This window comes from Caballeronia sp. Sq4a, from assembly GCF_023170545.1.
Taxonomy (GTDB): Bacteria; Pseudomonadota; Gammaproteobacteria; order Burkholderiales; family Burkholderiaceae; genus Caballeronia.
This window is the reverse complement of sequence record NZ_CP084251.1, coordinates 476,134-490,627: the sequence shown is the minus strand read 5'-3', so window position 1 is coordinate 490,627 and position 14,494 is coordinate 476,134. Positions and strand designations below refer to the sequence as shown.

At 65.2% G+C, this 14,494-nt stretch carries 13 protein-coding genes; 9 read left to right on the top strand and 4 right to left on the bottom strand.

The features are described from left to right. Positions 1-3: 3 nt before the first annotated feature. A complete protein-coding gene (gene pdxY, locus LDZ24_RS16175) occupies positions 4-885 on the bottom strand; it encodes a pyridoxal kinase PdxY (RefSeq protein ID WP_175941861.1) in 882 nt (293 codons plus the stop codon). 407 nt (positions 886-1,292) lie between these two features. Here pdxY and glgC point away from each other — a divergent pair, with 407 nt between their 5' ends. From glgC to LDZ24_RS16155, 4 genes are all read left to right on the top strand, one after another. Beyond that, on the top strand, positions 1,293-2,567 hold the full coding sequence (glgC, locus tag LDZ24_RS16170; RefSeq protein WP_248323209.1) for a glucose-1-phosphate adenylyltransferase: 1,275 nt from the start codon (positions 1,293-1,295) through the stop codon (positions 2,565-2,567). Between the two features lie 78 nt (positions 2,568-2,645). After that, entirely contained in the window at positions 2,646-4,109 is a 1,464-nt protein-coding gene (glgA, locus tag LDZ24_RS16165) for a glycogen synthase GlgA (RefSeq protein ID WP_248323208.1), read from the top strand. Positions 4,110-4,179: 70 nt separating this feature from the next. Beyond that, a complete protein-coding gene (locus LDZ24_RS16160) occupies positions 4,180-4,980 on the top strand; it encodes an SDR family oxidoreductase (RefSeq protein ID WP_248323207.1) in 801 nt (266 codons plus the stop codon). 7 nt (positions 4,981-4,987) lie between these two features. Next, positions 4,988-6,424: a dihydrolipoyl dehydrogenase gene (locus tag LDZ24_RS16155; protein ID WP_248323206.1), complete on the top strand. Its 1,437-nt coding sequence runs from the start codon at positions 4,988-4,990 to the stop codon at positions 6,422-6,424. Positions 6,425-6,507: 83 nt separating this feature from the next. On the opposite strand, the gene LDZ24_RS16150 is transcribed toward LDZ24_RS16155, so the two are convergent. The 3 genes from LDZ24_RS16150 to LDZ24_RS16140 all read right to left on the bottom strand — a co-directional run bounded on the left by LDZ24_RS16150 (position 6,508) and on the right by LDZ24_RS16140 (position 9,578). Beyond that, positions 6,508-6,864, bottom strand: a complete 357-nt coding sequence (locus LDZ24_RS16150) for a hypothetical protein (RefSeq protein ID WP_206468467.1) — start codon at positions 6,862-6,864, stop codon at positions 6,508-6,510. A gap of 261 nt (positions 6,865-7,125) precedes the next feature. Further along, a complete protein-coding gene (gene mmsB / locus LDZ24_RS16145; RefSeq protein ID WP_248323205.1) occupies positions 7,126-8,013 on the bottom strand; it encodes a 3-hydroxyisobutyrate dehydrogenase in 888 nt (295 codons plus the stop codon). A 20-nt stretch (positions 8,014-8,033) separates the two neighbouring features. Then, positions 8,034-9,578, bottom strand: coding sequence for a CoA-acylating methylmalonate-semialdehyde dehydrogenase (locus LDZ24_RS16140; protein ID WP_371747452.1), 1,545 nt, complete (start codon positions 9,576-9,578; stop codon positions 8,034-8,036). A 197-nt stretch (positions 9,579-9,775) separates the two neighbouring features. On the opposite strand from LDZ24_RS16140, the gene LDZ24_RS16135 reads away from it, so the two are divergent. The 5 genes from LDZ24_RS16135 (at position 9,776) to corA (ending at position 14,012) form a co-directional block, all read left to right on the top strand. Next, positions 9,776-10,738 carry a LysR family transcriptional regulator gene (locus LDZ24_RS16135; RefSeq protein ID WP_248323204.1) on the top strand — a complete coding sequence of 321 codons (963 nt, stop codon included), beginning with the start codon at positions 9,776-9,778 and terminating at the stop codon, positions 10,736-10,738. A gap of 297 nt (positions 10,739-11,035) precedes the next feature. Next, positions 11,036-12,016 carry a M23 family metallopeptidase gene (locus LDZ24_RS16130; protein ID WP_248323203.1) on the top strand — a complete coding sequence of 327 codons (981 nt, stop codon included), beginning with the start codon at positions 11,036-11,038 and terminating at the stop codon, positions 12,014-12,016. After that, positions 12,003-12,359 carry a hypothetical protein gene (locus LDZ24_RS16125; RefSeq protein ID WP_248323202.1) on the top strand — a complete coding sequence of 119 codons (357 nt, stop codon included), beginning with the start codon at positions 12,003-12,005 and terminating at the stop codon, positions 12,357-12,359. Before LDZ24_RS16130 ends, LDZ24_RS16125 begins: the two co-directional genes overlap by 14 nt. Before the next feature lie 75 nt (positions 12,360-12,434). Further along, a complete protein-coding gene (locus LDZ24_RS16120) occupies positions 12,435-12,872 on the top strand; it encodes a polymer-forming cytoskeletal protein (protein WP_248323201.1) in 438 nt (145 codons plus the stop codon). 162 nt (positions 12,873-13,034) lie between these two features. Continuing rightward, positions 13,035-14,012: a magnesium/cobalt transporter CorA gene (gene corA, locus LDZ24_RS16115; RefSeq protein ID WP_248323200.1), complete on the top strand. Its 978-nt coding sequence runs from the start codon at positions 13,035-13,037 to the stop codon at positions 14,010-14,012. Positions 14,013-14,494: the final 482 nt, after the last annotated feature.

Genomic DNA, 14,494 nt, shown 5'->3' with positions numbered 1-14,494 from the left:
TCTTCAGCGGGCAGCGGCGGGCGCGTTACCGGTCACGCGAATGGCGGGAAAGCGGTCGGTCGGTTTCGCGATTTCGTCTTGCGACGCCACGATCTCCAGTTCGTAGCGGCCCGCCTCGTAGGTGGCCTTCACCACGGCGTTGACGGCCGCGAGCGTGTGTTCGAGCGCGTTGCGCAGCGAATCGCCGAGCAGCGTGCGCGCGACGAACACCGCGCTCGTGAGATCGCCCACGCCGACCGGCTGCCGCGCGAACGGATACAGCGGCCGCTGGGCGAACCATGCCTCGTTCGCGCTGACGGCGAGCATGTTGAACGTATCGGCGCGGCTGTTGCGATCCAGCAGATGCTTGACGAGCACGACGCGCGGCCCCCGCGCGATGACTTCGCGGCAGGCATCGACGGCTTCCTCGACGGTCTCGATGGTCCGCCCGGTGAGCTTCTGAAGCTCGTTGTGATTGGGCATGATCGCATCGGCGACTTCGGGCATCGTCGTGACGAGGAAATCCTCGATGCCGGGCGCGACCGTGCAGCCGCCCTCCACGCCCATCACCGGATCGCAGAAGTAGAGCGCGCGCGGATTCACGGCCTTCACCATCTTGACGATCTCGACGACCGCGCGGCCCTGCTCCGTCGCGCCGAGATAGCCGGAGAGCACCGCGTTGCAGCGCGCGAGCACGCCGATCGCGCCGATGCCTTCGATCACGCTTTGCAATTCCTCGGCATCCACCACGCCGCCGGTCCAGCGGCCGTATTGCGTGTGATTGGAGAACTGCACCGTGTTGAGCGGCCAGACGTTGACGCCGAGCCGCCGCATGGGAAACACCGCCGCGCTGTTGCCCGCATGCCCGAACACGACGTGCGACTGGATACTCAGGACATTGTTCATGTTGTCATTTCCGGGCTTGCAAGGAGGCTGTGAGACGGCGGTGAAAGTCGATCCGGCGGGCCATTGTGTATTGTGCCGCGCCAACGCCCCGCGCGGCATCGCGTGCTCGTTATAAATTGCGGCGCCGCATTTTGTCCAGTCGCGCGCATGCAACAGCGCCGCCGCGTCACACCCCGCACTTCGCGATACGCGCTCTGGCATATGCCTTGCTCAGTGCGCTCGACGACCAATGCCTGCCGGCAACAAAAATTCGAACGCCAGCCCCGCAGGATTCGAACGCGCGCCGATAATGCTACGAACATCAACGCGCGCACCGTCCGACGCAGCGGCCGCCAACCCTCGAGGATCGAAGCACCGCCTAGCATCCACACGACATCAACAGACGCAGGTCAAAATCAGGAGCCGACATGGAGACGCCGTCAAAGAATCGCACCGACTTGCAGAAGTCCACGCTCGCAATCGTCCTCGCCGGCGGTCGCGGCACGCGTCTCGGGCCGCTCACGGACAAGCGGGTCAAACCCGCCGTCCACTTCGGCGGCAAATACCGCATCATCGACTTCGCGCTGTCCAATTGCCTCAATTCGGGCATTCGCCGCATCGCGGTGGTCACGCAGTACAAGGCGCATTCGCTGTTGCGCCATCTTCAGCGCGGCTGGGGTTTCCTGCGCGGCGAGTTCAACGAATTCATCGACATCTGGCCGGCGCAGCAGCGCGTCGATTCGAGCTGGTATCGCGGCACGGCCGACGCCGTGTTCCAGAACCTCGACATCATCCGGTCGATCGCGCCGGAATTCATCATCGTGCTCGCGGGCGATCACGTCTACAAGATGGACTACACGCGCATGGTGCTCGACCACGTCGAGAGCGGCGCGGACTGCACGGTCGGCTGCATCGAAGTGCCGCGCATGGAAGCGACGGCCTTCGGCGTGATGCACGTCGACGAGAACCGCCGCGTCACTGCGTTCCTGGAGAAGCCCGCCGATCCGCCCGCCATGCCGGGCAAGCCCGACATCGCGCTCGCGAGCATGGGCATCTATGTGTTCAGCGCGAAGTATCTGTATCAACTGCTCGAAGAGAACATCGCCGCGTCGAGCACGGACCACGATTTCGGCAAGGACATCATTCCGCGCGTCGTGACGAGCGGCCGGGCGATTGCGCATCCGTTCGGCATGTCCTGCGTCACCTCCGACAACGATCCGAACGCGCCCGCCTACTGGCGCGATGTCGGCACCGTCGACGCCTACTGGGCCGCGAATCTCGATCTCGCGTCGACGATTCCGCAACTCGATCTCTACGATCGCAAGTGGCCGATCTGGACCAATCAGGAGCAGCTGCCGCCCGGCAAGTTCGTGCGCGACCTGAACGGCCAGCAAGGCGCGATCACGAATTTGCTGGTCTGCGGCGGCTGCGTGATTTCCGGCTCGCAGGTGTCGAAGTCGGTGTTTTCGTCGGCAGTGCGCGTGCACTCGTTCTGTAACATCAATGAGGCAGTCTTGTTGCCTCAGGTGACGGTAGGCCCGAGTTGCCGCTTGCAGCGCGTGGTGATCGACCGCGGCTGCACGGTGCCCGAGGGTCTCGTGATCGGCGAGGATCCCGAAGAAGACGCCGCGCGGTTCTTCCGCACCGAGTCGGGCGTCACGCTCGTCACGCGCGACGCGCTCGCGCGGCTCGCCGAGCGCTGATCGCAAGTCCAGGCCGGACCGGGGGCGGGCGCGCCGCTCGCCCGATAACGCAGTCAACCATAATCGACGGGAGCGCCGATGACCGTATGCGTGCTGCATGTCGCAGCAGAGATGTTTCCGCTTCTGAAAACCGGCGGCCTCGCCGATGTGGTCGGCGCGCTTCCGCCCGCGCAATCGCAACTCGGCGCGGACGTGCGCGTCGTGCTGCCCGGCTTTCCGGCCGTGATCGCCGGGCTCTCCGATATCCAGCCGGTGACGAGTCTCGGCGCGGCGTTCGGCGTCGGCGACGTGCGCCTCGAACGCGGCGTGTTGCAGCCGCACGGCGTCGTGGTGTATGTGGTGCGCGCCGATCAGTTTTATGATCGGCCGGGCAATCCGTATCTGGACGCGTCGCACAAGCCGTACGCCGACAGCGACCGCCGCTTCTCGCTGCTCGGCTGGAGCGCCGCGCGTATCGCGACGGGTGCCGATCCCGCGTGGCGGCCGCATATCGTCCATGCGCACGACTGGCACGCGGGCCTCGCGCCCGCGTATCTGCGCGCGCTCGAGCGTGGCGGCGCGCCGCGCGTCCCGACCGTCATGACTGTGCACAACCTGGCGTATCAGGGCGTCTTTCCCGCGTCGCAGTTCGGCGCGCTGCAATTGCCGGCCGATTTCTTCGCGGTGGAAGGCGTCGAGTTCTACGGCCAGACTTCGTTCCTCAAAGCCGGCCTGTACTACGCGGATCGCATCACGACTGTCAGCCCGACCTACGCCCGCGAAATCCAGACGCAAGCGCAGGGCGCGGGCCTGCACGGCCTGCTGCAAACGCGCACGCACGACATCAGCGGCATTCTGAACGGCGTCGACTATGCGATCTGGAGCCCCGCTATCGACGACGCGATCGCCACCCGCTATACCGCCGCCAAGCCCGCCGGCAAGAGCAAGTGCAAGACGGCGCTACAGGAGCGCATGGGACTGAAACGCGACGACGACGCCCTGCTCTTCGGCGTCGTCAGCCGGCTCACCGAGCAGAAAGGCATCGATCTGCTGCTGTCGGCGGTGCCCGAGATCGTGCAGCGCGGCGGGCAGCTCGTCGTGCTCGGCACCGGCGACCCGGCGCTCGAAACCGGCCTCAAGAACGCCGCGGCCGCGCATCCGGGCGCGGTGGCGGTCGAGCTGGGCTTCGACGAAACGCTCTCGCATTCGATCATCGCGGGCAGCGACGTCGTGATGGTGCCGTCGCGCTTCGAACCTTGCGGGCTCACGCAGTTGTACGCGCTCGCCTACGGCTCGTTGCCGCTTGTGCATTGCGTGGGCGGCCTCGCGGATACGGTCGTCGATTGCTCGCTCGAAAATCTCGCCGACGACACGGCCACCGGCTTCGTCTTCGACCGATTCCAGCGCGCGGGCATGGTCGCGTCGATTCGCCGTGCATTTGCGCTGAAGGCGCGGCGCACCGAGTGGAAGACGGTCGTCAAGCGCGCGATGACGCAGAACTTCGGCTGGGAGACGGCGGCGCAACGTTACGCCGAGGTCTACCGGCAACTGCTCGGCGCGTGAGAATGCGTCGCATGTCGGGCGCGCACCTTGCTGCGGCTTCACATCGGATCAACCGACATCAGGAAGCCTCATGCAAAAAGCCCTCGCAGGCCAGATCGCACTCGTGACCGGCGGCAGCTCCGGCATCGGCGCGGGCGTCGCGAAGGCGCTGGCGGACGCCGGCGCGCACGTCGCCATCAACTATCACTCGCACGCGGAGCCGGCTGAAAAGCTGGCCGACGAGATCGCGGCGCTCGGCGGCGAGGCGTTCGCCGTCGGCGCGGACGTGTCAGACGAGAAAGCCGTCGACGAGATGTTCGACGCCGTCGTGAAGCGCTACGGCACGGTGGATATCGTCGTCGCGAATTCCGGATTGCAGCAGGACGCGAAATTCGTCGATATGACGCTCGACGAGTGGCGCAAGGTCATCGACACGAATCTGACGGGGCAATTCCTGACGGCGCAGCGCGCGGTGCGCGAGTTTCTGCGGCGCGGGCCGCGGCCGGTGTCGAAGGCGCTCGGCAAGATCATCTGCATGAGTTCGGTGCACGAAGTGATTCCGTGGGCGGGACATGTGAACTACGCTTCGTCCAAGGGCGGCATTCAGATGCTGATGAAGTCGCTCGCGCAGGAAGTCGCGCCGCAGCGCATTCGCGTCAATTCGATCGCGCCGGGCGCGATCCGCACGCCGATCAACCAGGACGCGTGGGATTCGAAGGAAGCGCTCGACCGCCTGCTGACGCTCGTGCCGTACGGACGGATCGGCGAGGTCGACGACATCGGCCGCGCCGCCGTGTGGCTCGCGTCCGATGACAGCGATTACGTCGTCGGCACGACGCTTTTCGTCGATGGCGGCATGACGCTGTATCCGGGTTTCGCCGACAACGGCTGATTCGCCTATGGACTCTGTGAAAGTGGACGTCGCCGTGATCGGCGCGGGCACGGCCGGCATGGCCGCGTTTCGCGCGGCGCGCGATGCGGGCGCGAAGGCGGTGCTGATCGAAAGCGGCGAACTCGGAACGACGTGCGCGCGCGTCGGCTGCATGCCGTCGAAGCTGCTGCTCGCCGCCGCGAACGGCCTGCACGACGCCCGCTCGCTCGCGGCGCGCGGCATCGAAGGCACGCATGCGCTCGATGCCGACTCGGCGCGCGTCATGGATTACGTGCGCCGGGAGCGCGATCATTTCGTGCGCGGCATCGTCGAGGAAATCGACGCGTTCCCGGACGGGTCACTGCTGCGCGGACAGGCGCGCTTCGAAGCGCCGGGGCGACTTCTCGTCGGCGACAGCACGCGGGTCGAGGCGAAAAGCATCGTCATCGCGACGGGCGCGGCGGCGAGCGTGCCCGACGAGCTCGAAGTCTTCGGCGACAAGCTCATCACGAGCGACGATCTCTTCGAACTGCGCACGCTCCCCAGACGCATGGCCGTGTTCGGCACCGGGCCGCTCTCGCTGGAACTGGGACAGGCGCTCGCGAGACTGTCGGTGGAAGTCTTCATGTTCGGCAACAACGGCAGCGTCGCGGCGCTGTCCGACACGCCGGTGCGCGACGCGCTCACGGCCGCGCTCGCCGACGAGTTCTATCTCGATCCGGACGGCGACATCGAACACATGTCGCTGGAAGACGGCCGCCCGACGCTGCGCTTCAAGTCACGCGACGGCGCCACGCGCACCGAGCAGTTCGACCTCGTGCTCGCCGCCACGGGCCGCGCGCCGAATCTGAAGCCGCTCGCGCTGGAACACGCCGGCATCGAACTGAACGAAAAGGGCGTGCCGCGCTTCGACGAATCCACGATGCAGTGCGGCGACAGCGCGATCTTCCTTGCCGGCGACTGCGACGGCACGCGTCCGTGGCTGCAGGACGCCGCCGACGAAGGCAAGCTCGCCGGCGAAAACGCCGCGCGTTTCCCCGACGTGCAGCCGGTCAAGCGCAAGATTCCGTTCTCGATCGTGTTCTGCGAGCCGCAGGTGGTTGTCGTCGGCGCGTCGTACGAATCGCTCGACAAGCAAATGACGGTCACGGGCGCGGTGTCGTTCGAAACGCAGGGACGCAGCCGCGTCATGCGCCAGAACCGCGGCCTGCTGCACGTCTACGCCGACGCGAAAACCGGCCAACTGCGCGGCGCGCAAGGCTGCGGCCCGGCGCTGGAGCACGTCGGCCATTTGCTCGCCTGGGCGATCCAGCTCGAACTGACGCTCGACGACGCGCTGAAGCTGCCGTTCTATCACCCGGTTGTCGAGGAAGGCTTGCGCACCGCGCTGCGCGACGCCAGCGAGAAGTGGTACGCCGAACGCGCCGCCAAGCCGCCGAACCTCGCGAGCGCGGCGGGCTGCTAGCACGTCGCGCTTCGGGAGAAGACAAAGGCCGGCTGTCGAAACAGCCGGCCTTTGCTTTGTGACGACTAAAACTGCGCCGCGAATCAGCTTCCGCTCAACCCATATTGCAGCGCAAGGTCGAAGCCGAGCACGACCATCGAGCAGAACAGCCCGAGCAGCAGATTCGCCAGCCGGTGGCCGACATCTTTATGCCGCGTCAGCACGGCCCCCGCGAGGAACGCGATTTCCACGATAACCTGCATGGCGAACACGGCGATCATCAACGCGAACTCGTAGCCCATCGCATTGAAGTTCATGAAGTTGAAGCCGTTCACCGCGACCCAGGATCCCACTCGCCAGGCTTCGTATGCCAAAAGCAGCAACGGAAAGAAATAGCTGGCTACGTAAGTCGGCATCGTGGCATGCCGGAGTTCCATATTCAAATGACGTGTAACTTGCATCGCGTGCTCCTCATCTGATCGCCCGAAAGACCGGGCTCGTCGCCTGCATCGGAGGCGCGCGCGACACCGTTTCTCCTGGTGTGGAACTGAACGGCACACGCGCGTCGTGCTTTCAGAATAGGACATTTTTTTGGAAAGCGAATCATCGTAATCCCGATGACTCCGCCCAGTAAGCCAGAGCGCGATGTATTGTGCAGTGCAACTTAATAAAGCAGTTATTCCGGCGATCGGATTCGGCACGCACGTGCGTGCCGAATCCTCTCACTCATGCTTGCCGTATAGCTTGATAATGCCTGAAAAATCGAGTCCGCCGAGCCCTTGCTGACTCATCGATTGATAGAGTTGCTGCGCGATTGCGCCCATGAAAACAGGCTGCTTTGCGCCGCGCGCAGCATCCACCGCGAGGCCGAGATCCTTGAGCATCAGGTCCGCGCCGAAGCCGCCGCTATAACCGCGCGATGCCGGCGCTGTCTCGACAATACCCGGATAGGGATTACACGTATCCGAACTCCAGCAGCGCCCCGTCGAGGTGTTGATGATCGCAGCCAGCTTCGAAGGATCGATGCCCAGCGTTTCGCCGAGCTTCATCGCTTCGGCGACGCCAATCATCGAAATGCCGAGCAAGAGGTTGTTGCAGATCTTCGCGATCTGTCCGGTGCCCGTCTCGCCGCAGCGCACCATGTTCTTGCCCATGCCCGAGAGTACCGGCCGCAGCGTTTCGAAGAGCGCCTCGTCCGCGCCGACCATGAAGGTGAGCGTGCCCGCCTGTGCGCCGACCACGCCGCCCGAGACCGGCGCATCCGCGAACGGATTGCCGTGCGCGGCCGCGGCCTCTCCGATGAGCTTCGCGGTGGCCGGATCGATCGTGCTGCTGTCGATGAGCGGCACGCCCGCGCTCACGCCCGCCAGCACGCCGTCGTCGTTCAGATAGACGGCTTTGACGTGCGGCGCGGCGGGCAGCATCGTGATGACGACTTCCGCGCCTTCGGACGCAGCGCGCGGGGAATCCGCGAGCGTTGCGCCCGCCGCCTTGGCCGCGTCGAGCGCGGGCGGCGAGAGATCGAAAGCCGTCACCGCGTGACCCGCCTTCAGCAGATTCGCGGCCATCGGGCCACCCATGTGGCCTAGTCCGATAAAACCGATTCGCATCGCGTGTCTCCTTGTCGTTGTTATCGGAGCGAGATGGTCGTGTTGACGCCGTCGTTCACGGTGGCGTCGTCGAACCAGCGCGCCGTGACCGTCTTCGTCTGCGTGTAGAACTGCACGACCTGCTTGCCGTACGGCCCCAGATCACCGAGCTTCGAGCCGCGCGAACCAGTGAAGCTGAACGACGGCACCGGCACCGGAATCGGAATGTTGATGCCGACCTGTCCGATGTCGATCTCGCTCTGAAACTTGCGCGCCGCCGCCCCGCTCTGCGTGAAGAGACCGACGCCGTTGCCCATCGGATTGCGGTTGACGAGCGCGATGGCGTCGTCGAGCGTGGCCGCTTCCAGCACGCACAGCACCGGCCCGAAAATCTCCGTCTGGTAGATGGCCATGTCGGTGGTCACGTCCGAGAAAATGGTCGGGCCGATGAAGTTGCCGTTCTCGTAGCCGGTCACGGTGATATCGCGGCCGTCGAGCGCGAGCGTCGCGCCCTCTTCCACGCCTTTCGCGATCAAGCCGAGAATCCGCTCCTTCGCCGCGCGCGACACGACCGGCCCGAGGTCCGCGCCCGGCTCCGTGCCCGCGTTCACCTTCAGCGAGCGCGCGCGTTCGACGAGATCCGGCAGCCAGTCCTTCGACGCGCCCACGAGCACGACCACCGACGTCGCCATGCAACGCTGCCCCGCCGCGCCGAAGCCCGCGCCGGCCAGCGCGTTGAGCGTCTGCTCCTTGTTCGCGTCCGGGAGCACGACGGCGTGGTTCTTCGCGCCCATCATCGACTGGACGCGCTTGCCGTGCTGGCACGCGAGGTTGTAGACGTGCGTGCCGACCGCCGTCGAGCCGACGAACGACACCGCCTTGATATCCGGATGCGTGCAGAGCGCATCGACCACCTCTTTGCCGCCATGCACGACGTTGAGCACGCCCGGCGGCACGCCCGCTTCCATCGCCAGTTCGACCAGCTCCATCGTCGAGAGCGGGTCTTGTTCGGACGGCTTCAGCACGAAGGTGTTGCCGCAGACGATCGCCATCGGGAACATCCAGAGCGGGATCATCGCGGGGAAATTGAAGGGCGTGATGCCGGCGCAGACGCCAATCGGCTGGCGCAGCGTGTACGTGTCGACGCCGCCCGCGACGTTCTCCGCGAATTCGCCCATTTGCAGCGTGCCGATGCCGCACGCGTGTTCCACCACTTCGAGGCCGCGGAAGATATCGCCTTCCGCGTCCGCGAGCGTCTTGCCCTGCTCGGCCGTCAGCGTCTGCGCGATGCGCTTCATGTTCTGGCGAATCAGGTCCTGAAAGCGGAGCATGAGCCGCATGCGCGTGCCGAGCGGCGTCGTGCGCCACGTCTCGAACGCGTTCTGCGCGGCGGCGACGGCGGCGTTCACCTCGTCCGTCGTCGCGAACGGCACGCGGCCGACGACTTCCTGCGTCGCCGGATTGACGATGTCCCGCCATTCGCCCGTTTTCGATTCGACGAACTCGCCGTCGATCAGCAATTTGGCGGTACGCACGGACGCGCCGGGGCGCACACCCTGCGCCGGATGTTCAGCAACGATATTCACGGATGACTCCTCGATGGGAACGGTGCGAAGAAAGGAGCGAAGACGCGCGGGCGTGACGCGGACAGAGCGTCGAGGGGAAAGACATGTCGTCTCCGTTATAGGTCTCGGCCCGCTAATCGGCACTATTCGGCAGGCTCGTGCCTTTGAGTATAGTTATGCAAAAGTCCGCCCTGGCACTAGAAAAACACCCGACCGATATGCAAAAAGGCCCGAAGTTCGACGCCGCGAAACTGAACTGGGACGACCTGCGCTATTTCCTCGAAGTGGCGCGCACGCAGCGCGCGAGCGGCGCGGCCAAGCGCCTGGGCGTCGATTACACGACGGTCGCGCGGCGCGTGCGCGCGCTCGAAGACGCGCTCGGCACGCTGCTCTTCGACAAATCGCGCAGTGGCGGCTTTGTGCTGACCGCCGAGGGCCAGCGCCTGCTCGGTTTCGTCGACGCGATGGAAACCACGGTGCAGTCCGCCGCCGAGCAGATCGCCAACACGGGGCACGCGCTGTCGGGCCACGTGCGCGTCGGGTCGACGGAAGGCTTCGGCTGCTTCTTTCTCGCGCCGCATCTCGCGCGGTTTCAGGACGCGCATCCGAACATCTCCATCGACCTTCTGCCGGTGCCGCATTTCGTGAGCCTCTCGAAGCGAGAGGCGGATATCGCGGTGACGCTCGAACGCCCCGAGCAAGGCCAATACGTCTACACCAAGCTCTGCGACTATCGCCTGAAGCTCTACGCGACGCCCGGCTATCTCGACGCCCACGCGCCGATTCGCGCGAAAGACGATCTGCGCGCGCATCGCTTCGCAAGCTATATCGACGACCTCGCGTTCAGTCACGAACTGCTGTATCTGGAGCGCGCGGTGCCGGGCGCGGTGTCGCGCTGGCGCAGCACGAGCGCGATCGCGCAGTATCACGCCGCGTTGCAGGGACGCGCGCTCGCCATTCTGCCGTGCTTCATGGCGTCGCCGGACGCGCGGCTCGTGCCCGTGCTGCCGGAAGAGATCGTCGTGACGCGCGCGTTCTTCCTGTCGTGTCGCGAAGACTTGCGCCGGCTGAGGCGCATCACCGCCGTCTGGGACTACCTGCGCGCGGCCGCCGAGCTAAACCACGCGTTCCTCATGGGCGACGCGCCCGAGATCGGCTGGGTGGACATCAAGTCGTCCTGAACATACTTTCGAGATAGGTTCAACCTTTTTGACGTTGTTCGCGCGCCCAAGTGGTTTAATGGCCGCTTTCCGCCGATGCGTTCACGCATCGGCAATCGGCATCATCCGCCGGATTCGTATTAATTTGATTCGCCATCCCGACGAACTGTCGGCGCGCCGGGCACCATGCGGCATAATCGCCGGCCCGCTTTATCGCGTCGTCCGTCGCGGCGTTGCTATCTCCGTGAATCGATTGAGCCTTCTCCTAATTCAACCCCGTCCGGACGCGCGCGCCGGCTCACTGCACGCCGTTCGCTGATGTCGTTCGTCATCTGGTCAAGACGCTCCGTGTCGAGCCAGCGCGTGCGCTTCGTCGAAGCGCGCACGGCTCGCACCATCGCCGTCATCGGACTGATTGCGCTTCTGATCGCCGCGCTCGCGCTCGGCATCGCCATCGGCGCGACGTTCGCGCGTAGTCATCTCGGCGAAGAGCAGGCGTTCGTGTCGCGCCGTTCCTATGAAATCGAGCAGCTCGGGCGCATCGACGCCGACATCGGCGCGCTCGTGCCGCGCGTCGCGGCGCTCGCGGCTCAGGTCGGCGAGTTGCGCGATTTCGATAACCGGCTGAAGACCGCGCCCGGCGCGGGCACGGCCGCCGGCGTGCACGACGTGCCGCCGCTGCCCGACAGCGAAGGCGCCGCCAGCGCGCTCGACGGCGCGGGCGGTCCGGAACTGCCGCCGCGTCTTTGCAACGCCGAGCGCGCGCAGGACGGGACGCCTTCGCAGCGCCTCAAGAGCGCGCAGAAGGTCATCGGCTGCCTGAGCGACACGCTCTCGCAGTTGCAAGGCCAGGCGATTGCGCACTACACCGCGTACATGGCGTTTCCCGGCCGCGATCCCGCGCCCGGCTCGCACTTCGGCTCGCCTTACGGCAACCGCATCGATCCGTTCACCGGACACGTGAGCTTCCATCCGGGGCTCGATCTCGTCGCGCCGACCGGCACGCCGATTCTCGCGAGCGCGGGCGGGCGCGTCATTCAGGCGGGCGAGCGCAACGGCTACGGCAACGCGGTGGATATCCGCCACGGCAACGGCACGGTGACGCGCTACGGCCACGCGTCGCGCATTCTCGTGACCGAAGGCCAGTACGTGATGCCGGGCGACGAGATCGCCGAAGTCGGCTCGACGGGCCGCTCGACCGGGCCGCACCTGCACTTCGAAGTGATCGTGGGCGGCGCGCAGCTCAATCCGAAGCCTTATCTCATGCTCTTCAGGCAGAAACCCAATGCGCAAGGCTGATTCGAAGCGGGTCTCGCTGAAGCTGACCCAACATTCCTATGCGCTCACGCCCAAGCGCAGCACCGCGTATATCCCCGGCGTGATCGCGGCCATCTGCGCGATCGGCGCGCTCGTCGCGGCCGGCTACGCGCTCAAGACCTCGCACGAACAGGCGCGCAAGCTCGACGTGTTGTGCGCGCCGCCCGTGTCCGAGCAAAAGCTGCGCGAAGAACTGGCCCACGCGCAGTTCGCGCTGCAACAGCAGACGGCAGCGCGCGCCGCGCTCGAACAGCGCGCGATGCAAAGCGCCGCGCAGATAGAGCGGCTACAAACCGACCTCGCCTTTTTGAAGAAGCAACGCTGATTCATCCGGCCGACCGAGCACGCAATGGCGCGTGTTCGTCGGAAGCCACCCTTTACCGCATCGCAAGGAACCGCCATGTTCTCATCGAAGAAAGATTCGCAAGGCGTCAAGCCGGCCAAACTCTCCACCCTGATCGCGCAGAATGTCCACATCTCGGGCGACCTCGAATTCAGCGAAGGCCTGCGCATGGACGGTCAGGTGACCGGCAACGTGACCGGCCGCGCCGGCGACGAATCGCTGCTCGTCGTGAGCGATCAGGGCGCGATTCACGGCAACGTCAGCGCCTACGACGTCATCATCAACGGCCGCGTGGTCGGCGACGTGATGGTCGCGCATTTCGTCGAGCTCCAGTCGAACGCGCATGTGCACGGCAACATCTACTATCAGAAGCTGCGCATGGACGTCGGCGCGACGGTCGAAGGCAAGCTGACCAAGCTCGACGCGATGCAGTCGAACGTGGCCGCGCTGCCCGCCACCGAAGTCGTGCCGCAGCTCGACTACACGGCAAGCTGAACGCCGCGCGCGCGTGCAAATACAGGGCGCGTGGCGCGTCGCGATCCGCTAAGATTTCCACGAGGAAGTCCGCGCGCCCGCGCCTGTCTTGCATCCTGTGCATCTTGTGCACTTACAAAAGGCGGCGCGCGGCTGATTACATCCAGATAACAAGGGCGCCCCATGCTGGTCAATTGCGCGGCTTATCAGAACGGCCGAAAGCTCGCAGACGTACAGATCGACGACATCAATGCGTACCGGGACCTGCCCGACTCGTTCATCTGGGTCGCGTTGAAGGAGCCCGGTCCGGGCGAGCTCGCGCACATGGCGCATCAGTTCGGCCTGCATGAACTGGCCGTCGAGGACGCGCAACACGGGCATCAGCGGCCGAAGATCGAGGAGTACGGCGATTCGCTTTTCGCAGTGTTCCATACCGTCGAGTTCGACGAGGAAGGCGAACTGCTCGTCGGCGAGATCAACGTCTTTGTCGGGCGCAACTACGTGATCTCCGTGCGCAACCGCACCACGCAAGGGTTCCAGGAAGTGCGCAAACGCTGCGAGCGCGAGCCGCAGTTGCTCAAGCACGGCCCGGCGTTCGTGATGTACGCGCTGCTCGATGCCGTCGTCGATCGCTATTTCCCCGTGCTGGAATCACTCGGCAACGCGCTCGACGAAGTGGAGGAGCGCATCTTCGAGCGCAACGGTTCGGCTGCGTCGCGCGAGATCATCGAAGACCTGTACTCGCTCAAGCGCCGCATGACGCTCATGCAGCATCACACGGCGCCGCTGCTCGAAGCCGTAAGCAAGCTCTACGGCGGGCGGCCGCCCGGCGTATGCGCGGGCATGCAGGAATATTTCCGCGATGTCTACGACCACCTGCTGCGCATCGTGAAGACGATCGAAGGCCGCCGGGAAATGATCGTGACGGCCATTCAGGTGAACCTCGGCCTGATCGCGCTGGCGGAAAGCGAAGTCACGAAGCGCCTCGGCTCGTTCGCCGCCCTTTTCGCGGTCCCGACGATGATTGCCGGCATCTACGGCATGAACTTCCACCGGATACCGGAACTGGACTGGACGTATGGCTATCCGGCATGCATCGGCGCGATGTTGCTGGTCGATATCGTGCTCTTCTGGCGCTTCAAGAAGGCAGGTTGGTTATAATACGGGGTCGATGCGAAGTCATCGCAAGAACACAGCATCACTCGCCGGGTATCGCGCAAGGAACTTTTGCGCGGTTTCCTCTGTCTAAACGGATTCTGTCGCGACGCAGACTCAGTGCTTGGTCAGCAGCTTGTCTCAGTAGCTTGCTCAGTAGCTTGTATTTTCGCTTTCTGACCGCACCTGCCAGTCACAGCAGACCCATTCACCGCATCACACCGCACGTCGGCACTCGCGGCATCGCCCTGAATCTCGGTCGAAGCCTCGCAGGGAGCCGGCGTCGCCGTCCCGGTCATGCCGGCCAGGGCTTGCCGCTCGAAGGCGAGTTCCGTCGTTCCGGCCTATGCCGTCAAGCTCGCCACGAGCCTGAAAGCAAGACGCGGCGCGTTCGTCTTCGAGCGCGCCGGATCACGCCCGACTTCGCTTCCGACGCGTTGCAGCGGCGATGCGCTCTGCGCACCGTCGCCCGCCGACACTCGCGAAGG